Origin of the sequence: Sphingomonas sp. IC081 (genome assembly GCF_006874585.1) — a bacterium.
GTDB lineage: Bacteria > Pseudomonadota > Alphaproteobacteria > Sphingomonadales > Sphingomonadaceae > Novosphingobium.
In genome coordinates, this window is the sequence record NZ_CP029761.1 from 1,517,321 (window position 1) to 1,538,862 (window position 21,542).

Here is a 21,542-nt window from a genome sequence, read left to right on the forward strand (position 1 = left end):
ATCAAGCGCGGCTCATGAACGACGGGTGAATTCCTCGGGATCGAGCGCAAGTTCGCTCAATCGCTTGCGCAAGGTGTTGCGATTGATACCCAATGCCTGAGCAGCCCGAAGCTGGTTCCCACCGGTCTCGCGCAGCACTTCGCTGAACAAGGGCCGCTCGAAGGCAGCCACCGCCGCTTCGTAGATCGTGCCGCTGGCAGGCCGTTCGGCTGCAAGCCAGCGACTGACCGCATCGGCAATGCCCCCTTGCCCGATCACTGCCCCCTCTCCGCCGCCCGAAAGGTCGTCCCCGGCCGCAGCGGGGGCGGTATCCGGGCTCAATAGGGCCTGTACGCTTTCGGCATCGATCATATCCTCCCGCGCAAGCAAGGCGAGGCGATAGATCACGTTCTTGAGTTCGCGCACATTGCCGCGCCACGGCTGCCGGGCCAGCAATTGCGCCGCTTCAACGCTCAACTGGCGGCGCGGAAGCCCTTCACCTGCGGCCAGTTGCAGGAAATGGCGGGCAAGAACCTCGATGTCGTCGCGCCGCTCGCGCAGGGGCGGCATATGGATCGGCACGACGTTGAGGCGGTAATAGAGATCCTCACGGAAGCGCCCCGCAGCGATCTCCGGTTCGAGGTCCTTGTTGGTCGCTGCGATGATGCGCACGTCGAGGCGAACCTCCTCGCGTCCGCCAACACGCCTGACAGTGCCGGACTGGAGGGCGCGAAGGAGGCGGGTCTGCGCCTGCATCGGCATGTCACCGATCTCGTCCAGGAACAGCGTGCCCCCGGAAGCCTGTTCGAACTTGCCGACATGGCGCGCGACAGCGCCGGTGAAGGCCCCTTTCTCGTGGCCGAACAACTCGCTCTCGATCAGGTCGGCCGGGATCGCCGCGGTATTGACCGCGATGAACGGTCCGGCCCGGCGATGACCGAGATTGTGCACGGCTTCGGCCACCAGTTCCTTACCGGTTCCCGATTCTCCCAGGATCAGCACGGTCAGGTCATTGCGCAGGACCCGCGTTATCATGCGGAAAACCGATTGCATGGCGACACTGCGACCCACCAGCGGCAGGCCGTCGCCCAGCGGTTCATCCCCGTCCGGCAGCAACTCCTTGCCCGCCCCGGCCGCCTGGCGCACGGTGCGCGCGAGTTCGTCGATGTCGAAGGGCTTCGGGAAATACTCGAAGGCGCCGGTATCGCTCGCCCGCACTGCGGTATCGAGCGTGTTCTGCGCCGAAAGAATGATGATCGGCATCAAGGGGTGCAGCGCCCGCGCACGATCGATCGTCTCGATCCCGTCGCCGTCCGGCAGCATGACGTCGGTGACCAGGGCGTCGAAACCACGCTCACCCAATAGACGGTCACGCTCGGCGATTGTCTGGCAATGCGTCACCGCAAAACCCTCGGCCTCCAGCGCGGCGGTGATGACGATGGCGATCGAGACGTCGTCCTCGACCAGCAAAACACTCATGGCGCGACCTTTCTCCTGCTCGCCCTGCCGCGGGTTTCACGCGCAAGCGGCAGGTGAACGCGAAAGTGCGTCAGGCCTGCTTCATCGTCGCGTTCGTGGGTAATGCGCCCGTTCATGTCGCGAACGAGCTTGCGCACCAGCGGCAGGCCGAGCCCCTGCCCCGCCTTCTTGGTGGTGACGAAGGGCTCGAAAATATGTTCGCGCATTGCCGCATCGACGCCGGGACCGTTGTCGGTGACGCGCAGTTCGACGGGGAGCCGCACCGGCTCGCCCGAATCGGTGGTGTGAAGCTGGAGGCCGCTGGCAAAGCGCGTGCGAATGGCCACTCGCGGCGCGGCTTCCCCCTGACAGGCTTCACGGGCATTGGCGACAAGGTTGATGATCACCTGCACCAGGGCATCGGGACTACCGAGTACGGCTGGCAAGGAAGGATCAAATTCTTCCTTAATTCTGACCTTTACCACCGAACCTTCATGCGCCGCTGAAAGAACGTCGATGGCGCGGCGAGCGGCCTCGTGGAGGTTGCACGGCTCGACCGGCGGCGTCGTGCGCCGAGACAGCTTCTGCATGCGTTCGATCAGGTTGGCGATCCGGTCCACTTCGGAAGTGATGAGTTCGGTCAGCGGAAGATCGCGCTCGCTGGCATGGCGCCCCAGCAATTGCGCTGCCCCGCGAATGCCCGCCAATGGGTTCTTGATCTCGTGCGCCATGATCTCCGGGCCGCGCAGCACGGCATTGTCGGCGCTGCCGGAATCGTCTCCCAGCGCATCGGTGGCGCTATTGTCGTGGATCGTCAGGACCTGCCAGCCCGGCGTGTCGGCCACCGGCGCGACGTTGACATCGATGCGCAGGACCCCGCGCCCGCGGATTGAGACCGTCACCTCACGTGCGGAAACCGGAGTTTCGTAATCGTCCAGACGCTCCAGCAGGCGCGCGTCGGGCACCGTCATGACGTCGCGCAGGCGATTGCCGACAAGACGGCGGGCAGATTGCCCGAAGAACTGTTCCGCCGCCGGATTGAGCGAAGCGATCCTGAGCCCCGGCTCCAGCACCACAACGGCCACCGGCAGGCTCGCCATCAACCGCCCGATGTCCGGCCGAGCATTGACCGAAGGGGCGTTCATGCAGCCTGACGCTGAAGGGTGTTCGCCTCGCCGGGTTCATCGCGATAGGGAGCGTAGAACTCGGCAAGTTCGGCAAGCACACGATCGGGATCGTCGATGAAGTTCACGTGATTTCTGAACTCTGCCGACCCGCGAATGCCGCGCACGTACCAGCCCAGATGCTTGCGCGCCATCTTGACGCCGGTCTCGCGCCCGTAATGGCTGAGCATCTCTTCGTAATGCTCACGAATGATCTCGTACTGGGCGCCGAAACCGGGCTCAGCCCCGAAGCCGTTTCCGCGCCACCACTGCATGATCTGCGCCAGCGCCCAGGGCTTGCCGTAGGCACCGCGCCCGACCATCAGGCCATCCGCGCCCGACTGTTCCAGCGCCTTGGCCGCATCTTCGATCCCGCAGATATCGCCATTGACGATCAACGGGATGGAAACCGCGTCCTTGACCCCGCGCACAAATGCCCAGTCGGCCGAGCCCTTGTACATCTGGTTGCGGGTACGACCGTGAACGGTGATCATCTTCGCGCCCAAATCCTCGGCAATGCGCGCGAGTTCCGGAGCGTTGAGGCTGTCATGACACCAGCCCATGCGCATCTTGACGGTGACCGGGACCTTCACGGCCTTCACCGTCGCCTCGATCAGGCGAGTCGCCAGGGGCACATCGCGCATCAGCGCCGAACCGGCATCGCCGTTGACGACCTTGCGGACCGGGCATCCCATGTTGATGTCGATGATGGCAGCACCGCGATCCTCGACCAGCTTGGCGGCCTCGCCCATCTGCTCGGGATCGCAACCGACAAGCTGCATCGACACCGGGTCTTCCACCGGATCCCACATCGCCTTCTGGAGCGACACGCGAGTCTCCCGGATGGCCGCCGGGCTGGCGATCATCTCGGTGACGTTGAGGCCTGAGCCGAAGCTGCGCACCATACGGCGGAACGGCAGGTCCGAAACCCCGGTCATTGGTGCCAGCACGACCGGACACTCGATCCGCACGGGACCGACTTCGATCGGCTTCATGGCCGGAGGAGTGGGAAGTTCGTTCATGATGCGAGCCCGACAATTGCCTGAATGACGCCACGTGCCTAAAAAACGTGACATGCCTAAAAAACAGGCAGCGCATAGTGGATTGCCCTCGGGACGGCAAGCGATTACCGGCAGGCACGATGTCGCAGGACCAGACAATTTCGCAGGCGCGAAGCATAGCCGGGCAGAAGGCCGCAGCCATCGTCGTTGCAGCCGGCCAGGGACTTCGTGCCGGCCAGCCTCTCCCCAAGCAATTTGCGCTCTGGCGCGGCAAACCGGTGCTGCGGCACTCGGTGGAGGCCCTGGCGAACGCCGGCATGGCCCCTATCCTCGTGGTCATCCCGGAAGGCGCCGATCCGCTGGTTCGCGAGATTCTTTCGGGGATCAAGGACATCCAGCTGACGACAGGCGGCGCAACTCGTCAGGAATCGGTTCGGATCGGACTTGAGGTGCTGGCCGGGTCTGCGCCAGACCTCGTGCTGATCCACGACGCGGCCCGCCCGGTCCTGCCGGCCGCCGTGATCGAGCGATTGACGGCGGCACTGGACCGCCACCCAGGCGCAATCCCGGTGCTGCCGGTGGTCGACAGCCTTGCGCATGCGGAGATGGGCGCAGAGGGCGAGACGATGGGCGCTCCTGCCCGCCGCGAGGACCTGCGCCGCGTCCAGACCCCGCAGGCATTCCGATTCGCCGAAATCCTCGCCGCCCATCGCAACTGGGAAGGCCCTTCCCATGCCGGCGACGATGCCCAGGTCGCACAGGCTGACGGCCTTCAAATCGCGCTCGTCGAAGGAGACGAAGCCTTGCACAAACTGACGTTCGCGACCGACTTCGCGCCCTCCGCCCCGCCGATACGCGTCGGTACCGGCTATGACGTCCACCGCCTTGAAGCAGGCGAGGACCTCTGGCTCTGCGGGGTAAAGATCGAGCACAGCCACGGCCTTGCCGGCCACAGCGACGCCGACGTGGCCATCCACGCACTGGTCGATGCCCTGCTGGGCGCGATCGGCGCGGGCGACATCGGCCAGCACTTCCCGCCGAGCGATCCGCAATGGAAGGGCGCCGCCTCCGATCGCTTCCTCGCGCACGCCGGATCACTGGTCACCAAGGCGGGCTACATGCTTGCCAATGCCGACGTCACGATCATCTGCGAAGCCCCCAAGATCGGCCCGCACCGCGAAGCCATGCGTGCCCGGCTTGCCGAAATTCTTGGCGCCGATCCCACCGTCGTCAGCGTCAAGGCAACCACGACCGAGAAACTGGGTTTCACCGGCAGGTCCGAAGGCATCGCGGCGCAAGCCGCCGTAAGCCTGATCCGCCTCTAGGGAATAGTCGATGACCGTTCACCGCAAGACACTCACCCTCGCCGCCATGCTGCTGGGAATCGCCCCAAGCATCGCGCAGGCAGAAACGGCCTGCCTGACACGGCCCGAAGCGCAGGCCATGTTCACCTATGCCCTGCCCCAGGTCATTTCCGGCACCGCCAAGCGCTGCGAGCAGGTTCTGCCTGCCGACTCCTATCTAAGGACGCACGGCAGCGAACTGGCAGCGCGCTATGCGTCTCAGAAAGGACGCTCCTGGCCCGAAGCCAAGGCCGCTTTCCTGAAGCTTTCCCAAGGGCAAAGCAGCGATGTTGCCAAGTTCGCGCGCAATTTGCCCGACGAATCGCTGCGCCCCCTGGTCGACATCACGGTCGAGGGACTGGTCTCGCAGCACCTCCCGCTCAAATCGTGCGACCGGATCGATCTTGCGGTCGACCTGCTCGCCCCGCTGCCGCCCGAAAACACCGCCGGCCTTATCGCGCTGATCGTCGAGATGACCGCGAAGGCCAAGGACGTCGCGCCCGCCGATGTGGCCGACAAGGCGAAGATCGCCGGCCTGACCCTCTGCAAGGACTGACATGCCCGACACCCTCCTTTTCCCGCAGGATCTCTACGCCCTGGCGGAGCGCGTCATTACCGAGAACAAGGCTGCCGGCCGCAAGGTGGCGGTCGCGGAAAGCTGCACGGGTGGCCTCGTCTGCGCGGCATTAACCGAAGTTCCGGGCTCTTCGGCGGTACTGGATCGCGGCTTCGTGACGTATTCGAACGAGGCCAAGCAAGAACTGCTGGGTGTCTCACCGGACATCATCGATACGCTGGGCGCAGTATCACCGGCCACGGCATGGGCCATGGCGCAAGGCGCCATTGCGAACAGCCGGGCGGATGTGGCCGTGGCAATCAGCGGCATTGCCGGTCCTGACGGCGGCAGCGAGTTCAAGCCGGTGGGAACCGTGGTCTTCGCACGCGCCTTGCGCGGCGCGGAAGAGGAAGATGCCGAACAGAAGCTGCTGGACGGCACGGGCCGGACGGAAATCCGCCATCAGGCCGCGCTGATCGCACTGGAACTGCTGCTGCCCGAAAACGCCTGAAGGACGGCCAGAAGGACTGGATGGAGCGGCCCTCGTAGCAGGCCGCTCCAAACTCATGAAAACTCAGCTTTCCTGCGGCTCGCCATAGAGTTCGTGCGCCCGGGTTTCGAAAGCGGCGACCATCTTGCGGAAGGCCTTGTCAAAATACTGGCCGGCCAGCTTCTCGAACAGCACGTTGCGGAAGCTGAAACGTACGTCGAACTCGATATCGCAGCTATGCGCATCCACCGGATGGAAGATCCAGTGGTTGTCGAGATCCTTCATCGGCCCGTCGACATAATGCACCTTGATCTCGCGCGGACGGACCTTCTCGACGCGCGAGGTGAACTTTTCGCGCAGCGCCTTGAAGCCGACCAGCATATCCGCGATCATCTCGCTGCCGTCGTCCGACTTGACCCGGGTGGCGACCACCCAGGGCAGGAATTCCTGGTAGCGGCCTACGTCCGCGACAAGATCGAACATCTGTTCGGCGCTGTAAGGCAGCCGCTGCGTCTCATGAATACCGGGCATGCGTCAGGCCTTCGGAGCGGCCTTTGCGAGCTTGGCTTCACGCGCCGCACGCATTTCCGCAAAGTCCTTGCCGGCATGGTAGCTCGAACGCGTCAGCGGCGAGGAGGCGACCTGCAGGAAACCCTTGGCACGGGCAATCGCGCCATAGGCATCGAATGCCTTGGGGGTGACGAACTCCTTGACCTCGGCGTGCTTGGGCGTCGGCCGCAGGTACTGGCCCATGGTCAGGAAATCGATGTCGGCGCAGCGCATGTCGTCCATCACCTGATGGACTTCGAGACGCTCTTCGCCCAGCCCCAGCATCACGCCGGACTTGGTGAAGATCAGCGGATTGTGGGCCTTCACCTCTTCGAGCAGACGCAGCGATGCGTAGTAACGTGCACCGGGACGAATGGTCGGGTAAAGGCGGGGAACCGTCTCGAGGTTGTGATTGTAGACGTCGGGCCCGGCCTCGACGATGGCCTCGACCGCGCGGCGCATCTTGCCGCGGAAGTCGGGCGTCAGGATCTCGATGGTGGTATTGGGCGTTGCTGCGCGCAGCGCCTGGATCACCTTGACGAACTGGTTGGCACCGCCATCGGGAAGATCGTCGCGATCGACCGAGGTGATGACGATATGTTCAAGACCGGTCTTCAGCGCCAGTTCGGCGACATGTTCGGGTTCGAGCGGATCGACGCGCCCCGGCATGCCGGTCTTCACGTTGCAGAACGCACAGGCGCGCGTGCAGGTATCGCCCAGGATCATCACCGTGGCGTGCTTCTTGGTCCAGCACTCGCCGATATTCGGGCAAGCCGCCTCTTCGCAGACCGTATTGAGCTTCAGGTCCCGCATGAGCTGGCGCGTTTCGCCATAACCCTTGCTGGTCGGCGCCTTCACGCGGATCCAGTCGGGCTTGCGCTGACGTTCGGGCTTCTGCTCGGGGCTCGGCACGGAAGAGAGGTCGTTCATGAGGCCCAGATAGTCGCAAGCGCCGCCGCTTGCCAGTGCGAATATCCGGTCTATGGGTTGCGTGCGTTTCAACGGAGGCCCCCATGACCGATTCTTCCACCGGAACCAGCGCAGGCGACAATCGCGTGCTCGATGGTTTGATCGCCGGCTACCGCCGTTTCCGCGACTCGGGCTGGACCCCGCATCGCGAACGCTGGGCCCGTCTCAGCGAAGGCCAGCAACCCGAAGTGATGATCGTCGCCTGCTCCGACAGCCGCGTCGATCCTTCGCAGATCTTCGACGTCGACCCCGGCGAGATCTTCGTGGTCCGCAATGTCGCCGCCCTTGTCCCGCCCTTCGAGACCTCGCCCGGCCACCACGGCGTGTCCGCCGCACTGGAATTTGCGGTACAGGTCCTCAAGGTGAAGGAGATCGTAGTCATGGGCCACGGCATGTGCGGTGGCTGCAAGGCGGCGCTGACGCAGGAACTTCACGGCACCGAGCCGGGTGAAGGCGGCTTCATTGCCGACTGGATCTCGATGCTCGACGAGGCCCGCGCCCCGGTCGCAGCCGAATTCGGCACCACCGGCCGTCCCGCCGAGCGGGAAATGGAACAGGCTGCGGTGCGCGTCAGCATCGAGAACCTGATGTCGTTCCCCTGCGTGCGCCACAAGGTGAAGAACGGTGAACTGACCCTGCGCGGCACCTTCTTCGCCATTTCCGATGGCGTGCTGCACCTGATGGATCAGGAAACCGGCGAGTTTGCACCGGTAGCCTGATCGCTCGCTACCGACAGCCCACAAATAAAAAGGGCGGCGGGTAATCCCGCCGCCCTTTGTTTTGGGCATATATTGCCGATCAGGCGGCCGGCTTGCCCTTGGTGGCGGCATAGGCCGACCACAGCTTGGCAATCGACGAGCGCTTGTCGGTCACCTTGGCGAGCGTGGCCTGCGCTTCGGCAACCTTGCCCTGCATGGCCTGGGCCATGCCGAGGCGCAGGTTAGCCTTGTTGGCATCGACACCCGGCTTGGTCAGTGCGGACTGGAGCAGCGCCTCGACCTTGGCATACTGTTCATAGCTCAGCAGCACGTCGGCCGCGCCCATGATCTGGGCTGCGGTCGCGCCGGGCTTCTGGGCATCGCGTTCGGTCGCGGCGAGCGAGGCCTTGTCGCCAGCGACGCGCGAGGCGGCATTGGCGCGATCGGCGCCGACTTCTGCCTGGGTCAGCTGGCCCTTCGCGAGGCCCTGATCCATGACCTTGAGTGCTTCACCCGGATAGGCGCGCGGATCGGCGTTTTCCAGGTACTCATAGTAGTCGCGCTTGTCCTTCATGCCGCCGGTGATGAACATCAGGCGCATGAGGTCGAGGTTGTCCGACTTCTCGAACGACCCCAGCTGGCGCACGATCGAAGCCGAGATGTTCCAGGTGTCGTTGCGCGGATAGTACTGCGCAAGCATCGCCGCGTAGTCTGCCGAGGCGTCGAGCTGCTTGGCGGTATAAGCCGCCTGAAGCACGTTGCGGATCGACGTTTCGCTCGGCGCCACGCCCTTGGCCTTGGCGCCGTCGACTTCGGCCTTGGCCATGTCCATGGCCGCCTGCGGGTTTCCGCCGCGCTTGTAGGATTCCGACAGGATCAGGTCGAGCTGGTTCTGGGGATCCTGATAACCGGCATCCTTTGCCTGCTTCACGTATGTCGCAGCGGTCGCATAGTCCTTCAGGTTGAAGGCGTTGACGCCGGCATCGAAATAGGTCGCGGGAAGCGAGGCGGCGGGAACCTTGCCGCTCTCGATCATCAGCAGGACACCCTTCTGCTTGAATGCGAGGTCCTGCGAAAGCACGCCATAAGTGCGGGCGAACTGGCCCATCGCCATCTTGTCGTCAGGCGTGGTGGCCGAAGGCAGGGCCGCCTCGATGGCCGCCTTGCCGTCGCCGCCAAGCGCGGTGTCGATGCTGGCCTTGGCCGCCGGGAAGGCATCCGCGCCAGCGCCCTGCGGAATCGCGGCGGTCGCGGCGTTGATCGCCTTTTCGATCGGACCGGCAGCCTTGATGAAGCCTTCCGAGTACTTGCTTTCGGATTTCTTGGCTTCCTTTGCCGAAGCAACCGGCGCCATCGCCACGGCCATGCCGCCACCCAGGGCCACGGCAAGGGCAACACGGGAAATCAGGAACTTGCGAGCCATCAAGGCCAACTCCTCAAAAAGACATGTACGGTCGCGCCGCGAACCACGGCACTATAAATTCGCCGGGCCGGTTTGACGGCGAAATCGCCGCTTGGCAACCTTGCCGCCCGATTAGACGCGCCCCACTGAACGCTGATTGAATGCAATTCGTCGCAAGTTCGCAGGGCTTCGCCGCAGCCCTTTGGCAACGCCTTGCCATAAGTGTGGAAAAAGCAATGCCCACCCCGGTCCCCGCACGCGTTCCGGTGGCTTTCATCCGCCGCATGCCCTAGGGCCGAATATCAACCCTTGTCCCGCAGCAACGAACGATCCAGCGCGTGAGCGACGACACCGACATTCCCGAGCAGAACGGTTCCGGACACACCGGCCCCGAAGGCGAATACACACGCATCGACATCGTCGATGAGATGAAGACGAGCTATCTCGATTACGCGATGAGCGTGATCGTGAGCCGCGCGCTTCCCGACGTGCGCGACGGCCTCAAGCCCGTCCATCGCCGCATTCTCTATAGCTGCCACGAAGCGGGCTACGTTGCGGGCCGACCGTACCGCAAGTCGAGCCGCATCGTCGGTGACGTCATGGGTAAATATCACCCGCATGGCGACAGCGCGATCTACGACGCGCTTGCCCGCATGACGCAGCCCTGGTCGATGCGACTGCCGCTGATCGACGGTCAGGGCAACTTCGGCTCGATGGACCCCGATCCGCCGGCCGCAATGCGTTACACCGAAGCGCGCCTCGACAAGGTGTCGAACGAGCTTCTGGCCGACATCGAGAAGGCCACGGTCGACTTCGCCGACAACTACGACGGTTCCGAAAGCGAGCCGACCGTACTGCCGGCGCGCTTCCCGAACCTGCTCGTAAATGGCGCCGGCGGCATCGCCGTCGGCATGGCCACGAACATTCCGCCGCACAACCTCGGCGAAGTGATCGACGGCTGCCTTGCCATGATCGACAATCCGGCGGTCACCATCGAGGAACTGATCCAGATCATTCCGGGGCCGGACTTCCCGACCGCTCCGCTGATCCTCGGCCAGGGCGGCGCCCGCAACGCGTACCTGACCGGGCGCGGCTCGATCATCATGCGCTGCCGCCACGAGATCGAGGAGGGCCGCGGCGACCGTCGCTCGATCGTGCTCACCTCGATCCCCTACCAGGTCGGCAAGGCCGGTCTGGTCGAGAAGATCGCCGAAGCCGCCAAGGACAAGCGCATCGAAGGCATCGCGGACATCCGCGACGAATCGAACCGCGAAGGCATGCGCGTGGTCATCGACCTCAAGCGCGATGCAACGCCGGAAGTCGTGCTCAACCAGGTCTGGCGCAACACTCCGGCACAGTCGAACTTCGCGGCCAACATGCTGGCCATCAAGAACGGCCGCCCCGAAGTCTTCAACCTGCGCGATATCCTCGCCTCGTTCATCCAGTTCCGCGAAGAAGTCATCACCCGCCGCACCAAGTTCGAACTGAACAAGGCGCGCGACCGGGCGCACATCTTGCTCGGTCTGGTCGTCGCGGTTTCGAACCTCGACGAAGTGGTGAAGATCATCCGCGGCGCGCCGAACCCGGCGGAAGCCCGCGCCCGCCTGCTGGCGCGCGAGTGGCCGATCGGCGATATCGCGCCCTACATCCGCCTGGTCGAAGCCATCGAGCCCAATGCCGAGGAAACCGGCGGCGTCTATCGCCTGTCCGAGATCCAGGTGAAGGCCATCCTCGACCTGCGTCTGCACCGCCTGACGGCACTCGGCCGGGACGAGATCGGCGACGAACTCAAGGAACTCGCCGCCGCGATCGAGGAATATCTCTCGATCCTCTCCGACCGCGTGAAGCTTTACGGCGTCATGCGCGGCGAACTGGTGGCCGTCCGTGACCTCTATGCCACCCCGCGCGTTTCCGAGATGACTGGCGCCGCCGAAGGCATCGAGGACGAGGACCTGATCGAGCGCGAGGACATGGTCGTTACGGTGACCATGGACGGCTACATCAAGCGCACGCCGCTCTCGACCTTCCGGGCCCAGAACCGTGGCGGCAAGGGCCGCGCCGGCATGGCGACGAAGGACGAGGACGTGGTGACGACCATGTTTGTCACCTCGACCCACAACCCCGTGCTGTTCTTCTCGACCGCCGGCAAGGTCTACCGCCTCAAGGTCTACAAGCTGCCCGAAGGCGGCCCGACCACGCGCGGCCGCCCGATCGTCAACCTCCTGCCCGCGCTGGACAAGGACGAGACGATCCAGACCGTACTCGCCCTGCCCGAGGACGAGAAGGAATGGAGCAAGCTCTCGGTCGTCTTCGCGACGGCCAAGGGCAACGTGCGCCGCAACGCGATGGACGCCTTCGCGAACATCCCGTCGAACGGCAAGTTCGCGATGAAGTTCGACGAGGACAGCGACGATCGCCTGATCGGCGTCGCGCTGCTCAGCCATCAGGACGACGTGCTGCTGGCAAGCCGCCAGGGCAAGGCAATCCGCTTTGCCGGCGATCTTGTACGCGAATTTGCAAGCCGCACCTCGACCGGGGTCAAGGCAATGACGCTGAAGGACGACGACGAGGTCATCTCGCTCTCGATCCTCCACCGCGTCGGCGTGAAGGACCAGGACGAGCGCGAGGCCTACCTGCGCTTTGCCCCGTGGAAGGGCGAAAAGGAGGGCGAACCCTCGCTCGAAGCCGACCGTTACACCTACCTGGCCGAGATGGAGCAGTTCATCCTCACGGTCTGCGCCAACGGCTATGGCAAGCTGTCCTCGGCCTACGAGTATCGCCGCACCGGTCGTGGCGGCCAGGGCATCACCAACATCGACAACATCGCCCGTAACGGCCCTGTCGTCGCAAGCTTCCCAGCCACGCGTGCGGACCAGCTCATGCTGGTGACCGATCAGGCCAAGCTGATCCGCCTGCCGCTCGATTCGCTGCGCGTGATCGGCCGCGGTTCGGCGGGCGTACGCCTGTTCAACGTCTCTGGCGGCGAACACGTGGTGAGCGCCGTGCGCCTCGATGAAGCCGAAGCGGAAGACGTGGCCGAAGGCGAAGCCATCGACACCCCGGCAACCGAAGCACCCGAAACGCCGGAATCCGAAGCGTGAGCGATACCGTTGCCTACAAGATCCTGACCGGCGAGCAGTTCCAGCAACTGCTCGCCGACAAGGTGTTCACCGGCGCACCGATCGACAAGGCGGATGGCTACATCCACATGTCGACCGCAGCGCAGGCCCAGGAAACGCTCGAAAAGCACTTCGCTGGGCAGGACGGCCTTGTTCTCGCCGCCGTTGATCTGTCGGTGCTGGGCGATGCGGTGAAATGGGAAGTATCGCGCGGCGGCGCGCTGTTTCCGCATATCTACGCCGATCTACCGCTCTCCGCGGTAATCGCGCACGGCCCGGTCGCCTACGACGCCGACAGCAAGCTGACCTTTCCTGCGTAAGCGGGGCGCGCTCACCCTTTCCCATCCCGTCGCAAAGGTCTAGGCGCAGGCGCCATGACATACGACGTTCACATCATCGGCGGCGGCCTTGCCGGCAGCGAAGCCGCCTGGCAGCTGGCCCGCCGCGGCTTCAAGGTCCGCCTCTCCGAAATGCGCGGCACGGGTGAGAGAAGCCCCGCGCATCAAGGCGATGGCCTGGCCGAGCTGGTCTGCTCCAACTCGTTCCGCTCGGACGATCACGAAAAGAACGCCGTCGGCTTGCTCCACGAGGAAATGCGCCGCTGCGATTCGCTGATCATGTCGGCGGCGGGCAAGGCGCAGGTTCCCGCAGGATCGGCGCTCGCCGTCGACCGCGACGTGTTCTCGGCGGAAGTCGAAGCGCGCCTTGCCGCCCTGCCCAACCTCGACATCGTGCGCGAACGGATCGACGTTCTGCCCGAAGCCGGCACCACCATTGTCGCCACCGGACCGCTCACCGCCGAAGCGCTGGCCCACAGCATCGGCGCGGCGACCGGCGCGGACAGCCTGGCGTTCTTTGATGCCATCGCCCCCATCGTCTACCGCGACACCATCGACATGGACGTGTGCTGGATGGCCTCGCGCTGGGACAAGGGCGAGACCAAGGACTACATCAACTGCCCGATGGACAAGGACCAGTACCTGGCTTTCCATCAGGCCCTGCTCGACGGCGAAAAGACCGCCTTCAAGGAATGGGAAGCCAACACGCCCTATTTCGACGGCTGCATGCCGATCGAGGTCATGGCCGAACGCGGCGTCGAGACCCTGCGATTCGGCCCGATGAAGCCGGTCGGACTCGACAATCCGCACTGGGCGACCGAAGAGCACCCCAAGGGCCGCTGGGCCTATGCGGTTGTCCAGCTTCGGCAGGACAACAAGCTGGGCACGCTGTGGAACATGGTCGGCTTCCAGACCAAGCTCAAGCACGCCGAGCAGGTGCGCCTGTTCCGCACCATTCCGGGGCTTGAAAATGCGGAATTCGCGCGCCTCGGCGGTTTGCACCGCAACACTTTCCTGAATTCCCCGGTACTGCTGGATCGCCAGCTTCGCCTGAAAAGCGCGCCGCACGTCCGCTTTGCCGGGCAGATCACCGGCTGCGAGGGCTACGTCGAAAGCGCCGCCGTCGGCATGATGGCGGGACTGATGACGGCAACCGAACTCGCGGGCCGCGAATGGCAGGCGCCCCCACGCACGACCGCACTCGGCGCCCTGCTCTCGCACATCACCGGTGACGCCGAGGCGGACAGCTATCAGCCGATGAACGTCAACTTCGGCCTGTTTCCGCCGCTTCACGAGGTGAAAAAGAAGCAGCGCAAGGAAGCCTATACCGAGCGCGCCAAGGAAGACATCGCCCCCTGGCTGGCTAACCTTTCGCCCGCCTGAGCTATTTGCAGGAGCACTTGGGCTTCGGCTTCGCCGGTGGCGGAGCCGTTGACCGAAACTCCTCGGGCGTCAGGATCTGGTCGTGGTCGCCGTCGGCATGTTCAAACTTGTCGACCGTCGCCACGGCCCATTCCTCGAAAGTCAGCAGATTGTTGCCGTCCTTGTCGAGCTTGCGAAATGCGGCTGTGCGCGTCGAGAGCATCTCCTCGCGCGTGATCCTGCCGTCACGATTGAAGTCATAACGCGAGAAACGCCGCTGTTCGCGCGTCAGCGGCGTTGCCTCGGGCAATTCGGGGCCGGCGAGGTCTTCAAGATCGGCGCTAGGTATTTCGGTGGGCTGCGGCTGCGCCTGCATCACCGCCGGCGGCGGAGCGGCCTTCTCCACTTCCGCCCGGCCCTGCCACCAGAACAGGCCCAGCGACAGCAGTACAAGCACTGTCACGCCGCCGAGGATGAAGCGCTGCATCGCCAAACTCCCTGAAGTCGCGCGCGGGTTATCCGCCCACCACGGCATTCCAGGGAAATTACATAACTGTTATCACGGGCAATTCAGCGCCCGAGCAGGCCGATCCTCATGGCCTTCAGTACGGTTTTAGCGGAGCCCTGCCCACCATTGGCCATGTTCTCGCTGGCCAATCCTTCCAGCACGGCGAGAGGACGCAGCATCCGCGAAACCCGCGCCAACCGTCCCTTCTCGGCTTGAGCCAAACGGCGCACCACCACGCTTTCGCCTGGATGGTTCAGTTTGGTGGCAAGATCGGCCAGGGCCCAGCGCCGCCCGAGTGCGCGCGCAACCCCTGCCTCACCCTCCCGACCGAGCGCCTCGGCCAGCCCGCCAAAAGCAGCGGTACGGCCATCCACCATCTCTTCCAGAGCCGAGGGCGCCAAGGGGGCTTCTCCCGTCAGCGCTTCCCAGCCATCGACCAGGCCGACAAGAGCACGGTGCTTGCCGTTCCAGCTTCGCAAGACGGCCAGCAAGGGTTCGCCCTCAGGCCATTCGGCCGCATCGCGGTCCAGCGTCTCGCGCCACCACGCCAGGCGGATCTGCGCCATCATCGGCTCGCGCGAATGGCGCAGCAAACCGGCGAGACGCTGGTCGAGCGCCAGCAATGCCAGTGTCGGCAACTTCGCGCGCGCGGGCGCATAAGCGAGCGCCAGTTGCATGGTCTGCGGCAAAGCAGGCAGCAGCAGGTCTTCGGGGCGACTTGAAGGGGCAGATGGCTCGAACACCGAGCCTCTCTAACCGGCACGGCCCCTCGCGCAAGTGCGTAACGCAAAACGGCGGCGAAGCCAGTGCTTCGCCGCCGCTTCAGACGCCTACCAGACGGCAGGATCAGCGATAGCAGACCTTGCGGACCGCTTCGACGATGCGCGGCGTGTCGATCAGCGCGAGCTTCTCGAGATTGGCCGCATAAGGCAGTGGCACGTCTTCGTTGCAGACGCGGACAACCGGGGCATCGAGGTCGTCGAAGCCGTCTTCCATGCAGATCGCGATGATTTCCGAAGCGATCGAGCAGACCGGGAAGCCTTCCTCCGCAACGACCATGCGGTTCGTCTTGGCGAGGCTGGCCAGCACGGTTTCCTTGTCGAGTGGACGCAGGGTGCGAAGGTCGATGACTTCGGCATCGATGCCTTCACCGGCCAGCTGCTCGGCGGCTTCGAGCGCAAGGCCGACGCCGATCGAGTAGGACACGATGGTCACGTCCTTGCCTTCGCGCATGATGCGCGCCTTGCCGATCGGCAGGACGTGATCGTCGAGTTCGGGCAGTTCGAAGGTGCGGCCATAGACCAGCTCGTTCTCAAGGAACACGACCGGATCCTCGCTGCGGATCGCCGCCTTGAGCAGGCCCTTGGCGTCCGACGCGTCATAAGGCGCGATGACAACCAGACCCGGCACGTTGGCGTACCAGGGACCGTAGTTCTGCGAGTGCTGCGCGCCGACGCGGGCGGCAGCGCCGTTGGGACCACGGAAAACGACCGGGCAGCGCATCTGGCCGCCCGACATGTAGTTGGTCTTGGCGGCCGAGTTGATGATGTGGTCAATCGCCTGCATGGCGAAGTTGAACGTCATGAACTCGATGACCGGGCGCAGACCGCCCATCGCGGCGCCGGTGCCGATACCGGCAAAGCCGTACTCGGTGATCGGGGTATCGATCACGCGGCGCGGACCGAATTCCTCGAGCAGGCCCTGGGTCACCTTGTAGGCGCCCTGGTACTCGGCCACTTCCTCGCCCATCACGAAGACGCGGTCGTCGCGACGCATTTCCTCGGCCATCGCGTCGCGCAGGGCTTCACGAACGGTCGAGGTCTTCATGTTGGTGCCGAAGGGAACTTCGGGGTCCTTCTTCGCAACCGGAGCAGGGGCTTCGGGGCGAGCCGCAGCCGCGCCAGCAGCAGGGGCAGCCTCGGCCTTCGGCGCCGCGGCCGAAACGGTCGAAGCATCTTCGCCTTCACCCGCAAGCACGGCGATCACGGTGCCGACCTTCACGCCCTCGGTGCCTTCGGCCACGAGCAGCTTGCCGACGGTGCCTTCGTCGACGGCTTCGAATTCCATCGTCGCCTTGTCGGTCTCGATTTCGGCGATGATGTCACCCGAGGTGACTTCGTCGCCTTCCTTTACCAGCCAGCGGGCAAGCTTGCCCTCTTCCATCGTCGGAGAGAGCGCCGGCATCTTCAGTTCGATCGCCATCAGTAGCGCTCCACCAGGACGTCAGTATAAAGTTCAGCAGCTTCGGGCTCGGGCGAATTTTCGGCGAAGTCAGCCGATTCGGCGACGGCCGCGCGCACGCGCTTGTCGATGTCCTTGAGCGCGGCTTCATCCACGCCCATGGCGATCAGTTCGTTCTTCGCATGGTCGATCGGGTCGCGCTTTTCACGCACGTCCTGAACTTCCTCGCGGCTGCGGTACTTCGCCGGATCCGACATCGAGTGGCCGCGATAGCGGTACGTGTTCAGTTCCATGAGAACCGGACCGTTGCCTGCGCGGACATATTCCAGAGCCACTTCGGCAGCCTTGCGGACTTCGAGCACGTCCATGCCGTCTACCTGCATGCCAGGGATACGGAACGCAGTGCCGCGACGATAGAAGTGGGTCTCGGCCGAGCCGCGCTTCACGGCGGTGCCCATGGCGTAGCCGTTGTTCTCGATCACGAAGATGATCGGCAGCTTCCAGAGAGCCGCCATGTTGAAGCTCTCGTAGACCTGGCCCTGGTTGGCCGCGCCGTCGCCGAAGTAGGCCATCGCGACACCGCCGTCTTCACGGTACTTGTGCGCGAAAGCGAGGCCTGCGCCGAGCGAGACCTGCGCGCCGACGATGCCGTGGCCGCCGTAGAACTTATGCTCGACGCTGAACATGTGCATCGAACCGCCCTTGCCGCGCGAGATACCGGCAGCGCGGCCGGTCAACTCGGCCATGATCACCTTCGGATCGATGCCGTAGGCAAGCATGTGACCGTGGTCGCGATAGCCGGTAATGACCGAATCGCGTTCACCGTCGAGCGCGGACTGCAGGCCCACGGCAACGGCTTCCTGGCCGATATAGAGGTGGCAGAAACCGCCGATCAGGCCCAGCCCATAGAGCTGGCCTGCGCGTTCCTCGAAGCGGCGGATGAGCAGCATCTGCTCATAGAAGTGAAGCAGCTCTTCCTTGCTGGGCTTGTAGCGCTTGTCGGCTTCCAGGGCTTCCTGGAGGCTGCGCAGCGCAAAGTCTTCGTCCTGTGCCGGTACTACGGCTGCTGGCTCGGCGCCGGACCCGGCGTCACTCTTAGCTTTGGGCAACGGGACTCCCCATCGTTGGTGCGATTGATTACCGGCCGCTTATAGGACGCCGGACGGAAATCGGAAGCGCGATGACGGAAATTTGCCGTACCCGGCACAAAAATTATGGCGAATGGAAATGTTGCATCGCAACATGATGCGCCACGAAGCTCAGGAGCAAAGCCCTGAAAGGCGCAAAATCAGCGCTTGATCAGCATGACCATTTCATCAGGGCGCGCGACATTGAGGTTCGAGCGCAGCAGTTCACCGGCAAGATCGGGGTCAACCTTGCTGGAATCGAGCAAGGCAACGCGATTTTTCAGGCGATCGCGCTGACCTTCCAGTTCGGCCAGCTTTTCATGGCGCTGCTCAAGAAGACGCTGATTTTCGCCCCAGGCGAGCACACCACTGGGTCCGGCGATCACGAAACCACCCATGAGCAGGAGCAAGGCCAGGGCACCGCCCTGAACCAGCCGCTCTTTCGCAAGGTTGTTGTCGTGATGCATGGCCCTCATGCCGTGATAGAATCACAAGTGATTCCGCGTTGCAAGCACGAATATTACCCGATTCGCCCCCGCAAGCGACAGACCCGCGCGCCACGCTGCACCGCAAAATGAACAATTTAGATGTTGATAAGTTTTACGCGCCAGCAACATAAAGCTGGCCGTTCAACCTGGCGGGTCACTCGGCGGGACATTGCCGATGGCCTTGCTGATGGCGGCCAGGCGGGTTCGCAGCCGGGCATCGCTCTCGTCCAGATCCCGCTCCGCCCCCAGAACCGCACGGCGAGCGTCGATCACCGGAAGGTAGTTGACCTGTCCCGCCCGGTAGCGCGCCTCCACCAGCGCGGCATGCGACCTTGCGTGATCCAGCCGCATCGCGAGGTCGGAACGAACCTGCCATTCAGCCGTATAGCCGGTCAGCGCATCGTCGATCTCCTGCCAGGCCTTCAGCACCGTGACCTGGAAATTTACAGCAGCCTCGCGCTCTTCCAGCTTGCGGACCTGTACAGCCGCCCGGCGACGGCCGCCATCGAAGAGCGGCAGGCTGAGGCTGGGACCGATCTGCCAGGTCCGGCTCGCCCAGTCGAACAGGTTCTGCGAGCGATAGCTTTCCAGGGCAAATCCGCCGCCGAGCGTGATGCTGGGATAGAGATCAGCCGTCGCCACGCCGATCTGCGCGGTCGCCGCATGAAGCCTTGCTTCGGCGGCCTGCACGTCGGGCCGCCGAAGCGCCACTTCGGATGGTAGTCCAAGGGACATGTCGGGCAGGCCCGGCGGCAACGGGCCGAATGGCGCCGGTTTCAACACGTCCCGCAAGACCCCGGGCTGGACGCCGAGCGCAACCGCGATTCGATTGGCCTGCACTGCCTCCTCGGCCCGTGCTGCCGGAAGACCGGCCTGCGAGGCGCGCAAGCTGGCAGAATCGGTTTCGATCGCCGCGTGATCGCTCAGGCCTCCAGCCGTCCGGGCACTCGTCAGTTCGACCCGGCTTTGCAGGAGAGAGATGTCATCGGACGCTGCCCGGACCTGCATCTGGGCGCTTCGCATGGCAAAATAGGCTTGCGCGACTTCCGCGGTAACCGCAAGGCGCGTGAGGTCCAGCAAGGCCCCCTGCTGATCGACGCCGGCATCCGCCGCCTCGACCGAACGCCGGACCTTGCCCCAGAGGTCGATTTCCCACCCCGCATCGAAACCCGCCTGATAGTCGGTGAACGGATCGCCGATGACCTCGGCGATCTCGTCCCGATTCGAGCCGGCAAGGGCGTTGAACAGGCGCGTCGACGCACCGTTCTCGCTCATGCGTTCACGCGTCACGCTGCCGCTGGCGTTGACTTGCGGCAGCGCCGCGGAGGCGATTCCACCGCGCTGGGCCCGGGCCTGGGCATAATGAAGTGCCGCCGTCTGAAGATCGGGACTGGCAGCCAGAGCCCTGCGCTCCAGATCGTCCAGAACAGGATCGCCAAGCAAAGTCCACCACTGCGCCGGCATCGCCTGCGTCCCTGCCGGAACGGCAACCACATCGCCGCTCCCGCTGCGCCACTGCGACCAGTCGCCGGGGGCGGTCACCGCCGGCGGCTTGAAATTCGGGCCGACCGTGCAGGCCGACATGCCGAGGCAGAGAGCAAGCGCGCCGCCAAGCGGCAGCCAGGCAATGGTCCGGGCACGAGACATGGCCAATTATCCTCAGGAAAGCCGGTGGCGGAACAGCCACGCGGAAAGCGGCAGGGTCACCGCCGCGACCGCGAGTAGCGGCACGAAGTTGATGGCGATCTCGCCGAGTCCGGCGCCTTCAAGGTAGACCCGGCGCACGATGGCAACCCCGAACCTCAGCGGGTTCACATAAGTCGCATACTGAAGGACCAGCGGCATGTTGCGGATGGGTGTCAACAGACCGGACAGCAAGGTCAGCGGCATGATCAGCACGAAGGAATACAGCATCGCCTGCTGCATGTTCAGCGCAAAGGCCGATAGCGTCATGCCGATGCCGACGGCGGCGATATTGAAGCAAAGAAGGCCAAAATACAGGAGGAACGGCGAACCGCTCATCGGTATCCGGAACCAGAGCAACACGATCAGCATCACGATCGTCGATTGCAGGAGTCCGACAACGATGGACGGCAGCGCCTTGCCGACCAGTATCTGCAAGGGTGTCATCGGCGTGACGAGAAGCTGGTCGAATGTCCCCTGCTCCCGCTCACGCGCTACCGAAAGGGCTGCCAGCAGCATGGTCTGAAGCATCGACAGCGTCGCGATCATGGCCGGCATGATCTGCCAGCGCGACTCCAGGTTGGGGTTGAACCAGGCGCGCCGGACGACGGCCACCCCCTTCCCGCCCGAACGCGCGGCGTTGAGCGCCTGCACCACCGCGCTGACATAGGACGCCGCCGATCCCGCCGTCGTCGAATTGCGACCGTCGAACACGACCTGCACCTCGCCATTGCCCCCGCTGGCCAGCTTGCGATCGAAGTCGGCGGGAATGGTGACGGCCATCAGCACCTGCTGACGGTCTATCAACGGCGCGATCTGGCTGGCGTTCACCAACGTCGCCTGCCGGGTGAACACCCCCGTCCCGTCAAGCCGCGCGATGAGTTCGCTGGCAGCCTGACCCCGGCTCTGGTCAAGCACGGCATAGGGCACATGTTGCAGATCGAGGATCGCGCCATAGCCGAACAGCAAGGTCTGAATGAAAGCCGGTGCGAACAGGATGATGCGGTTGGCGGGATCCTTGAACAACGCCAGCACTTCCTTGCGGAACAGGAAGGCGACTTCCCCCAGCCACCCGAGGACCGAGGCCAAGATAGGGGGCAGAGCGCGGCCGGATTCACGGTCCATCAC

Annotated in this window: 20 protein-coding genes; 7 read left to right on the forward strand and 13 right to left on the reverse strand. The window is 64.3% G+C overall.

The window, feature by feature from the left end; genetic code table 11:
- Positions 1 to 12: 12 nt before the first annotated feature.
- The 3 genes from DM450_RS07355 to dusB are packed head-to-tail and all read right to left on the reverse strand — an operon-like array spanning position 13 to position 3,622.
- Positions 13 to 1,458, reverse strand: coding sequence for a sigma-54-dependent transcriptional regulator (locus tag DM450_RS07355; protein ID WP_142633755.1), 1,446 nt, complete (start codon positions 1,456 to 1,458; stop codon positions 13 to 15).
- Complete coding sequence (locus DM450_RS07360) at positions 1,455 to 2,582, reverse strand: nitrogen regulation protein NR(II) (RefSeq protein ID WP_142633756.1); 1,128 nt, start codon at positions 2,580 to 2,582, stop codon at positions 1,455 to 1,457. The genes DM450_RS07355 and DM450_RS07360 overlap by 4 nt, the downstream gene beginning before the upstream one ends.
- On the reverse strand, positions 2,579 to 3,622 hold the full coding sequence (gene dusB / locus DM450_RS07365) for a tRNA dihydrouridine synthase DusB (protein WP_142633758.1): 1,044 nt from the start codon (positions 3,620 to 3,622) through the stop codon (positions 2,579 to 2,581). The genes DM450_RS07360 and dusB overlap by 4 nt, the downstream gene beginning before the upstream one ends.
- A gap of 119 nt (positions 3,623 to 3,741) precedes the next feature.
- On the opposite strand from dusB, the gene DM450_RS07370 reads away from it, so the two are divergent.
- The 3 genes from DM450_RS07370 to DM450_RS07380 are packed head-to-tail and all read left to right on the forward strand — an operon-like array spanning position 3,742 to position 6,011.
- Complete coding sequence (locus DM450_RS07370; protein ID WP_142637620.1) at positions 3,742 to 4,926, forward strand: bifunctional 2-C-methyl-D-erythritol 4-phosphate cytidylyltransferase/2-C-methyl-D-erythritol 2,4-cyclodiphosphate synthase; 1,185 nt, start codon at positions 3,742 to 3,744, stop codon at positions 4,924 to 4,926.
- 10 nt (positions 4,927 to 4,936) lie between these two features.
- Positions 4,937 to 5,500, forward strand: coding sequence for a hypothetical protein (locus tag DM450_RS07375; RefSeq protein WP_260610285.1), 564 nt, complete (start codon positions 4,937 to 4,939; stop codon positions 5,498 to 5,500).
- 1 nt (position 5,501) lies between these two features.
- Positions 5,502 to 6,011: a CinA family protein gene (locus DM450_RS07380; protein ID WP_142633760.1), complete on the forward strand. Its 510-nt coding sequence runs from the start codon at positions 5,502 to 5,504 to the stop codon at positions 6,009 to 6,011.
- Positions 6,012 to 6,074: 63 nt separating this feature from the next.
- On the opposite strand, the gene DM450_RS07385 is transcribed toward DM450_RS07380, so the two are convergent.
- Together DM450_RS07385 and lipA are read right to left on the reverse strand one after the other, a co-directional pair.
- Positions 6,075 to 6,521, reverse strand: coding sequence for a type II toxin-antitoxin system RatA family toxin (locus DM450_RS07385; RefSeq protein WP_142633762.1), 447 nt, complete (start codon positions 6,519 to 6,521; stop codon positions 6,075 to 6,077).
- A 3-nt stretch (positions 6,522 to 6,524) separates the two neighbouring features.
- A complete protein-coding gene (gene lipA / locus DM450_RS07390; RefSeq protein WP_142637624.1) occupies positions 6,525 to 7,469 on the reverse strand; it encodes a lipoyl synthase in 945 nt (314 codons plus the stop codon).
- 83 nt (positions 7,470 to 7,552) lie between these two features.
- On the opposite strand from lipA, the gene DM450_RS07395 reads away from it, so the two are divergent.
- Positions 7,553 to 8,227, forward strand: a complete 675-nt coding sequence (locus DM450_RS07395) for a carbonic anhydrase (protein ID WP_142633763.1) — start codon at positions 7,553 to 7,555, stop codon at positions 8,225 to 8,227.
- A 79-nt stretch (positions 8,228 to 8,306) separates the two neighbouring features.
- Here DM450_RS07395 and DM450_RS07400 read toward each other — a convergent pair whose 3' ends face one another.
- Positions 8,307 to 9,629, reverse strand: a complete 1,323-nt coding sequence (locus tag DM450_RS07400; protein WP_142633766.1) for a hypothetical protein — start codon at positions 9,627 to 9,629, stop codon at positions 8,307 to 8,309.
- A gap of 317 nt (positions 9,630 to 9,946) precedes the next feature.
- Here DM450_RS07400 and gyrA point away from each other — a divergent pair, with 317 nt between their 5' ends.
- From gyrA to trmFO, 3 genes are read left to right on the forward strand one after another with little or no spacing between them, the layout of a single operon-like run.
- Positions 9,947 to 12,709, forward strand: coding sequence for a DNA gyrase subunit A (gyrA, locus tag DM450_RS07405; protein WP_142633768.1), 2,763 nt, complete (start codon positions 9,947 to 9,949; stop codon positions 12,707 to 12,709).
- Positions 12,706 to 13,047, forward strand: coding sequence for a DUF952 domain-containing protein (locus DM450_RS07410; protein ID WP_142633771.1), 342 nt, complete (start codon positions 12,706 to 12,708; stop codon positions 13,045 to 13,047). Before gyrA ends, DM450_RS07410 begins: the two co-directional genes overlap by 4 nt.
- Before the next feature lie 54 nt (positions 13,048 to 13,101).
- Entirely contained in the window at positions 13,102 to 14,448 is a 1,347-nt protein-coding gene (gene trmFO / locus DM450_RS07415; RefSeq protein WP_142633773.1) for a methylenetetrahydrofolate--tRNA-(uracil(54)-C(5))-methyltransferase (FADH(2)-oxidizing) TrmFO, read from the forward strand.
- 1 nt (position 14,449) lies between these two features.
- Here trmFO and DM450_RS07420 read toward each other — a convergent pair whose 3' ends face one another.
- The 7 genes from DM450_RS07420 to DM450_RS07450 form a co-directional block, all read right to left on the reverse strand.
- On the reverse strand, positions 14,450 to 14,914 hold the full coding sequence (locus tag DM450_RS07420; protein WP_142633775.1) for an EF-hand domain-containing protein: 465 nt from the start codon (positions 14,912 to 14,914) through the stop codon (positions 14,450 to 14,452).
- A gap of 83 nt (positions 14,915 to 14,997) precedes the next feature.
- A complete protein-coding gene (locus DM450_RS07425; protein WP_142633777.1) occupies positions 14,998 to 15,678 on the reverse strand; it encodes a hypothetical protein in 681 nt (226 codons plus the stop codon).
- 103 nt (positions 15,679 to 15,781) lie between these two features.
- A complete protein-coding gene (locus tag DM450_RS07430; RefSeq protein WP_142633779.1) occupies positions 15,782 to 17,137 on the reverse strand; it encodes a pyruvate dehydrogenase complex E1 component subunit beta in 1,356 nt (451 codons plus the stop codon).
- Positions 17,137 to 18,225 carry a pyruvate dehydrogenase (acetyl-transferring) E1 component subunit alpha gene (gene pdhA, locus DM450_RS07435; RefSeq protein ID WP_142633781.1) on the reverse strand — a complete coding sequence of 363 codons (1,089 nt, stop codon included), beginning with the start codon at positions 18,223 to 18,225 and terminating at the stop codon, positions 17,137 to 17,139. Before pdhA ends, DM450_RS07430 begins: the two co-directional genes overlap by 1 nt.
- A gap of 179 nt (positions 18,226 to 18,404) precedes the next feature.
- On the reverse strand, positions 18,405 to 18,719 hold the full coding sequence (locus DM450_RS07440; RefSeq protein ID WP_142633783.1) for an FtsB family cell division protein: 315 nt from the start codon (positions 18,717 to 18,719) through the stop codon (positions 18,405 to 18,407).
- A 153-nt stretch (positions 18,720 to 18,872) separates the two neighbouring features.
- Positions 18,873 to 20,378: an efflux transporter outer membrane subunit gene (locus DM450_RS07445; protein ID WP_142633785.1), complete on the reverse strand. Its 1,506-nt coding sequence runs from the start codon at positions 20,376 to 20,378 to the stop codon at positions 18,873 to 18,875.
- Between the two features lie 12 nt (positions 20,379 to 20,390).
- On the reverse strand, positions 20,391 to 21,539 hold the full coding sequence (locus tag DM450_RS07450; RefSeq protein ID WP_142633787.1) for an ABC transporter permease: 1,149 nt from the start codon (positions 21,537 to 21,539) through the stop codon (positions 20,391 to 20,393).
- Between the last annotated feature and the right edge of the window lie 3 nt (positions 21,540 to 21,542).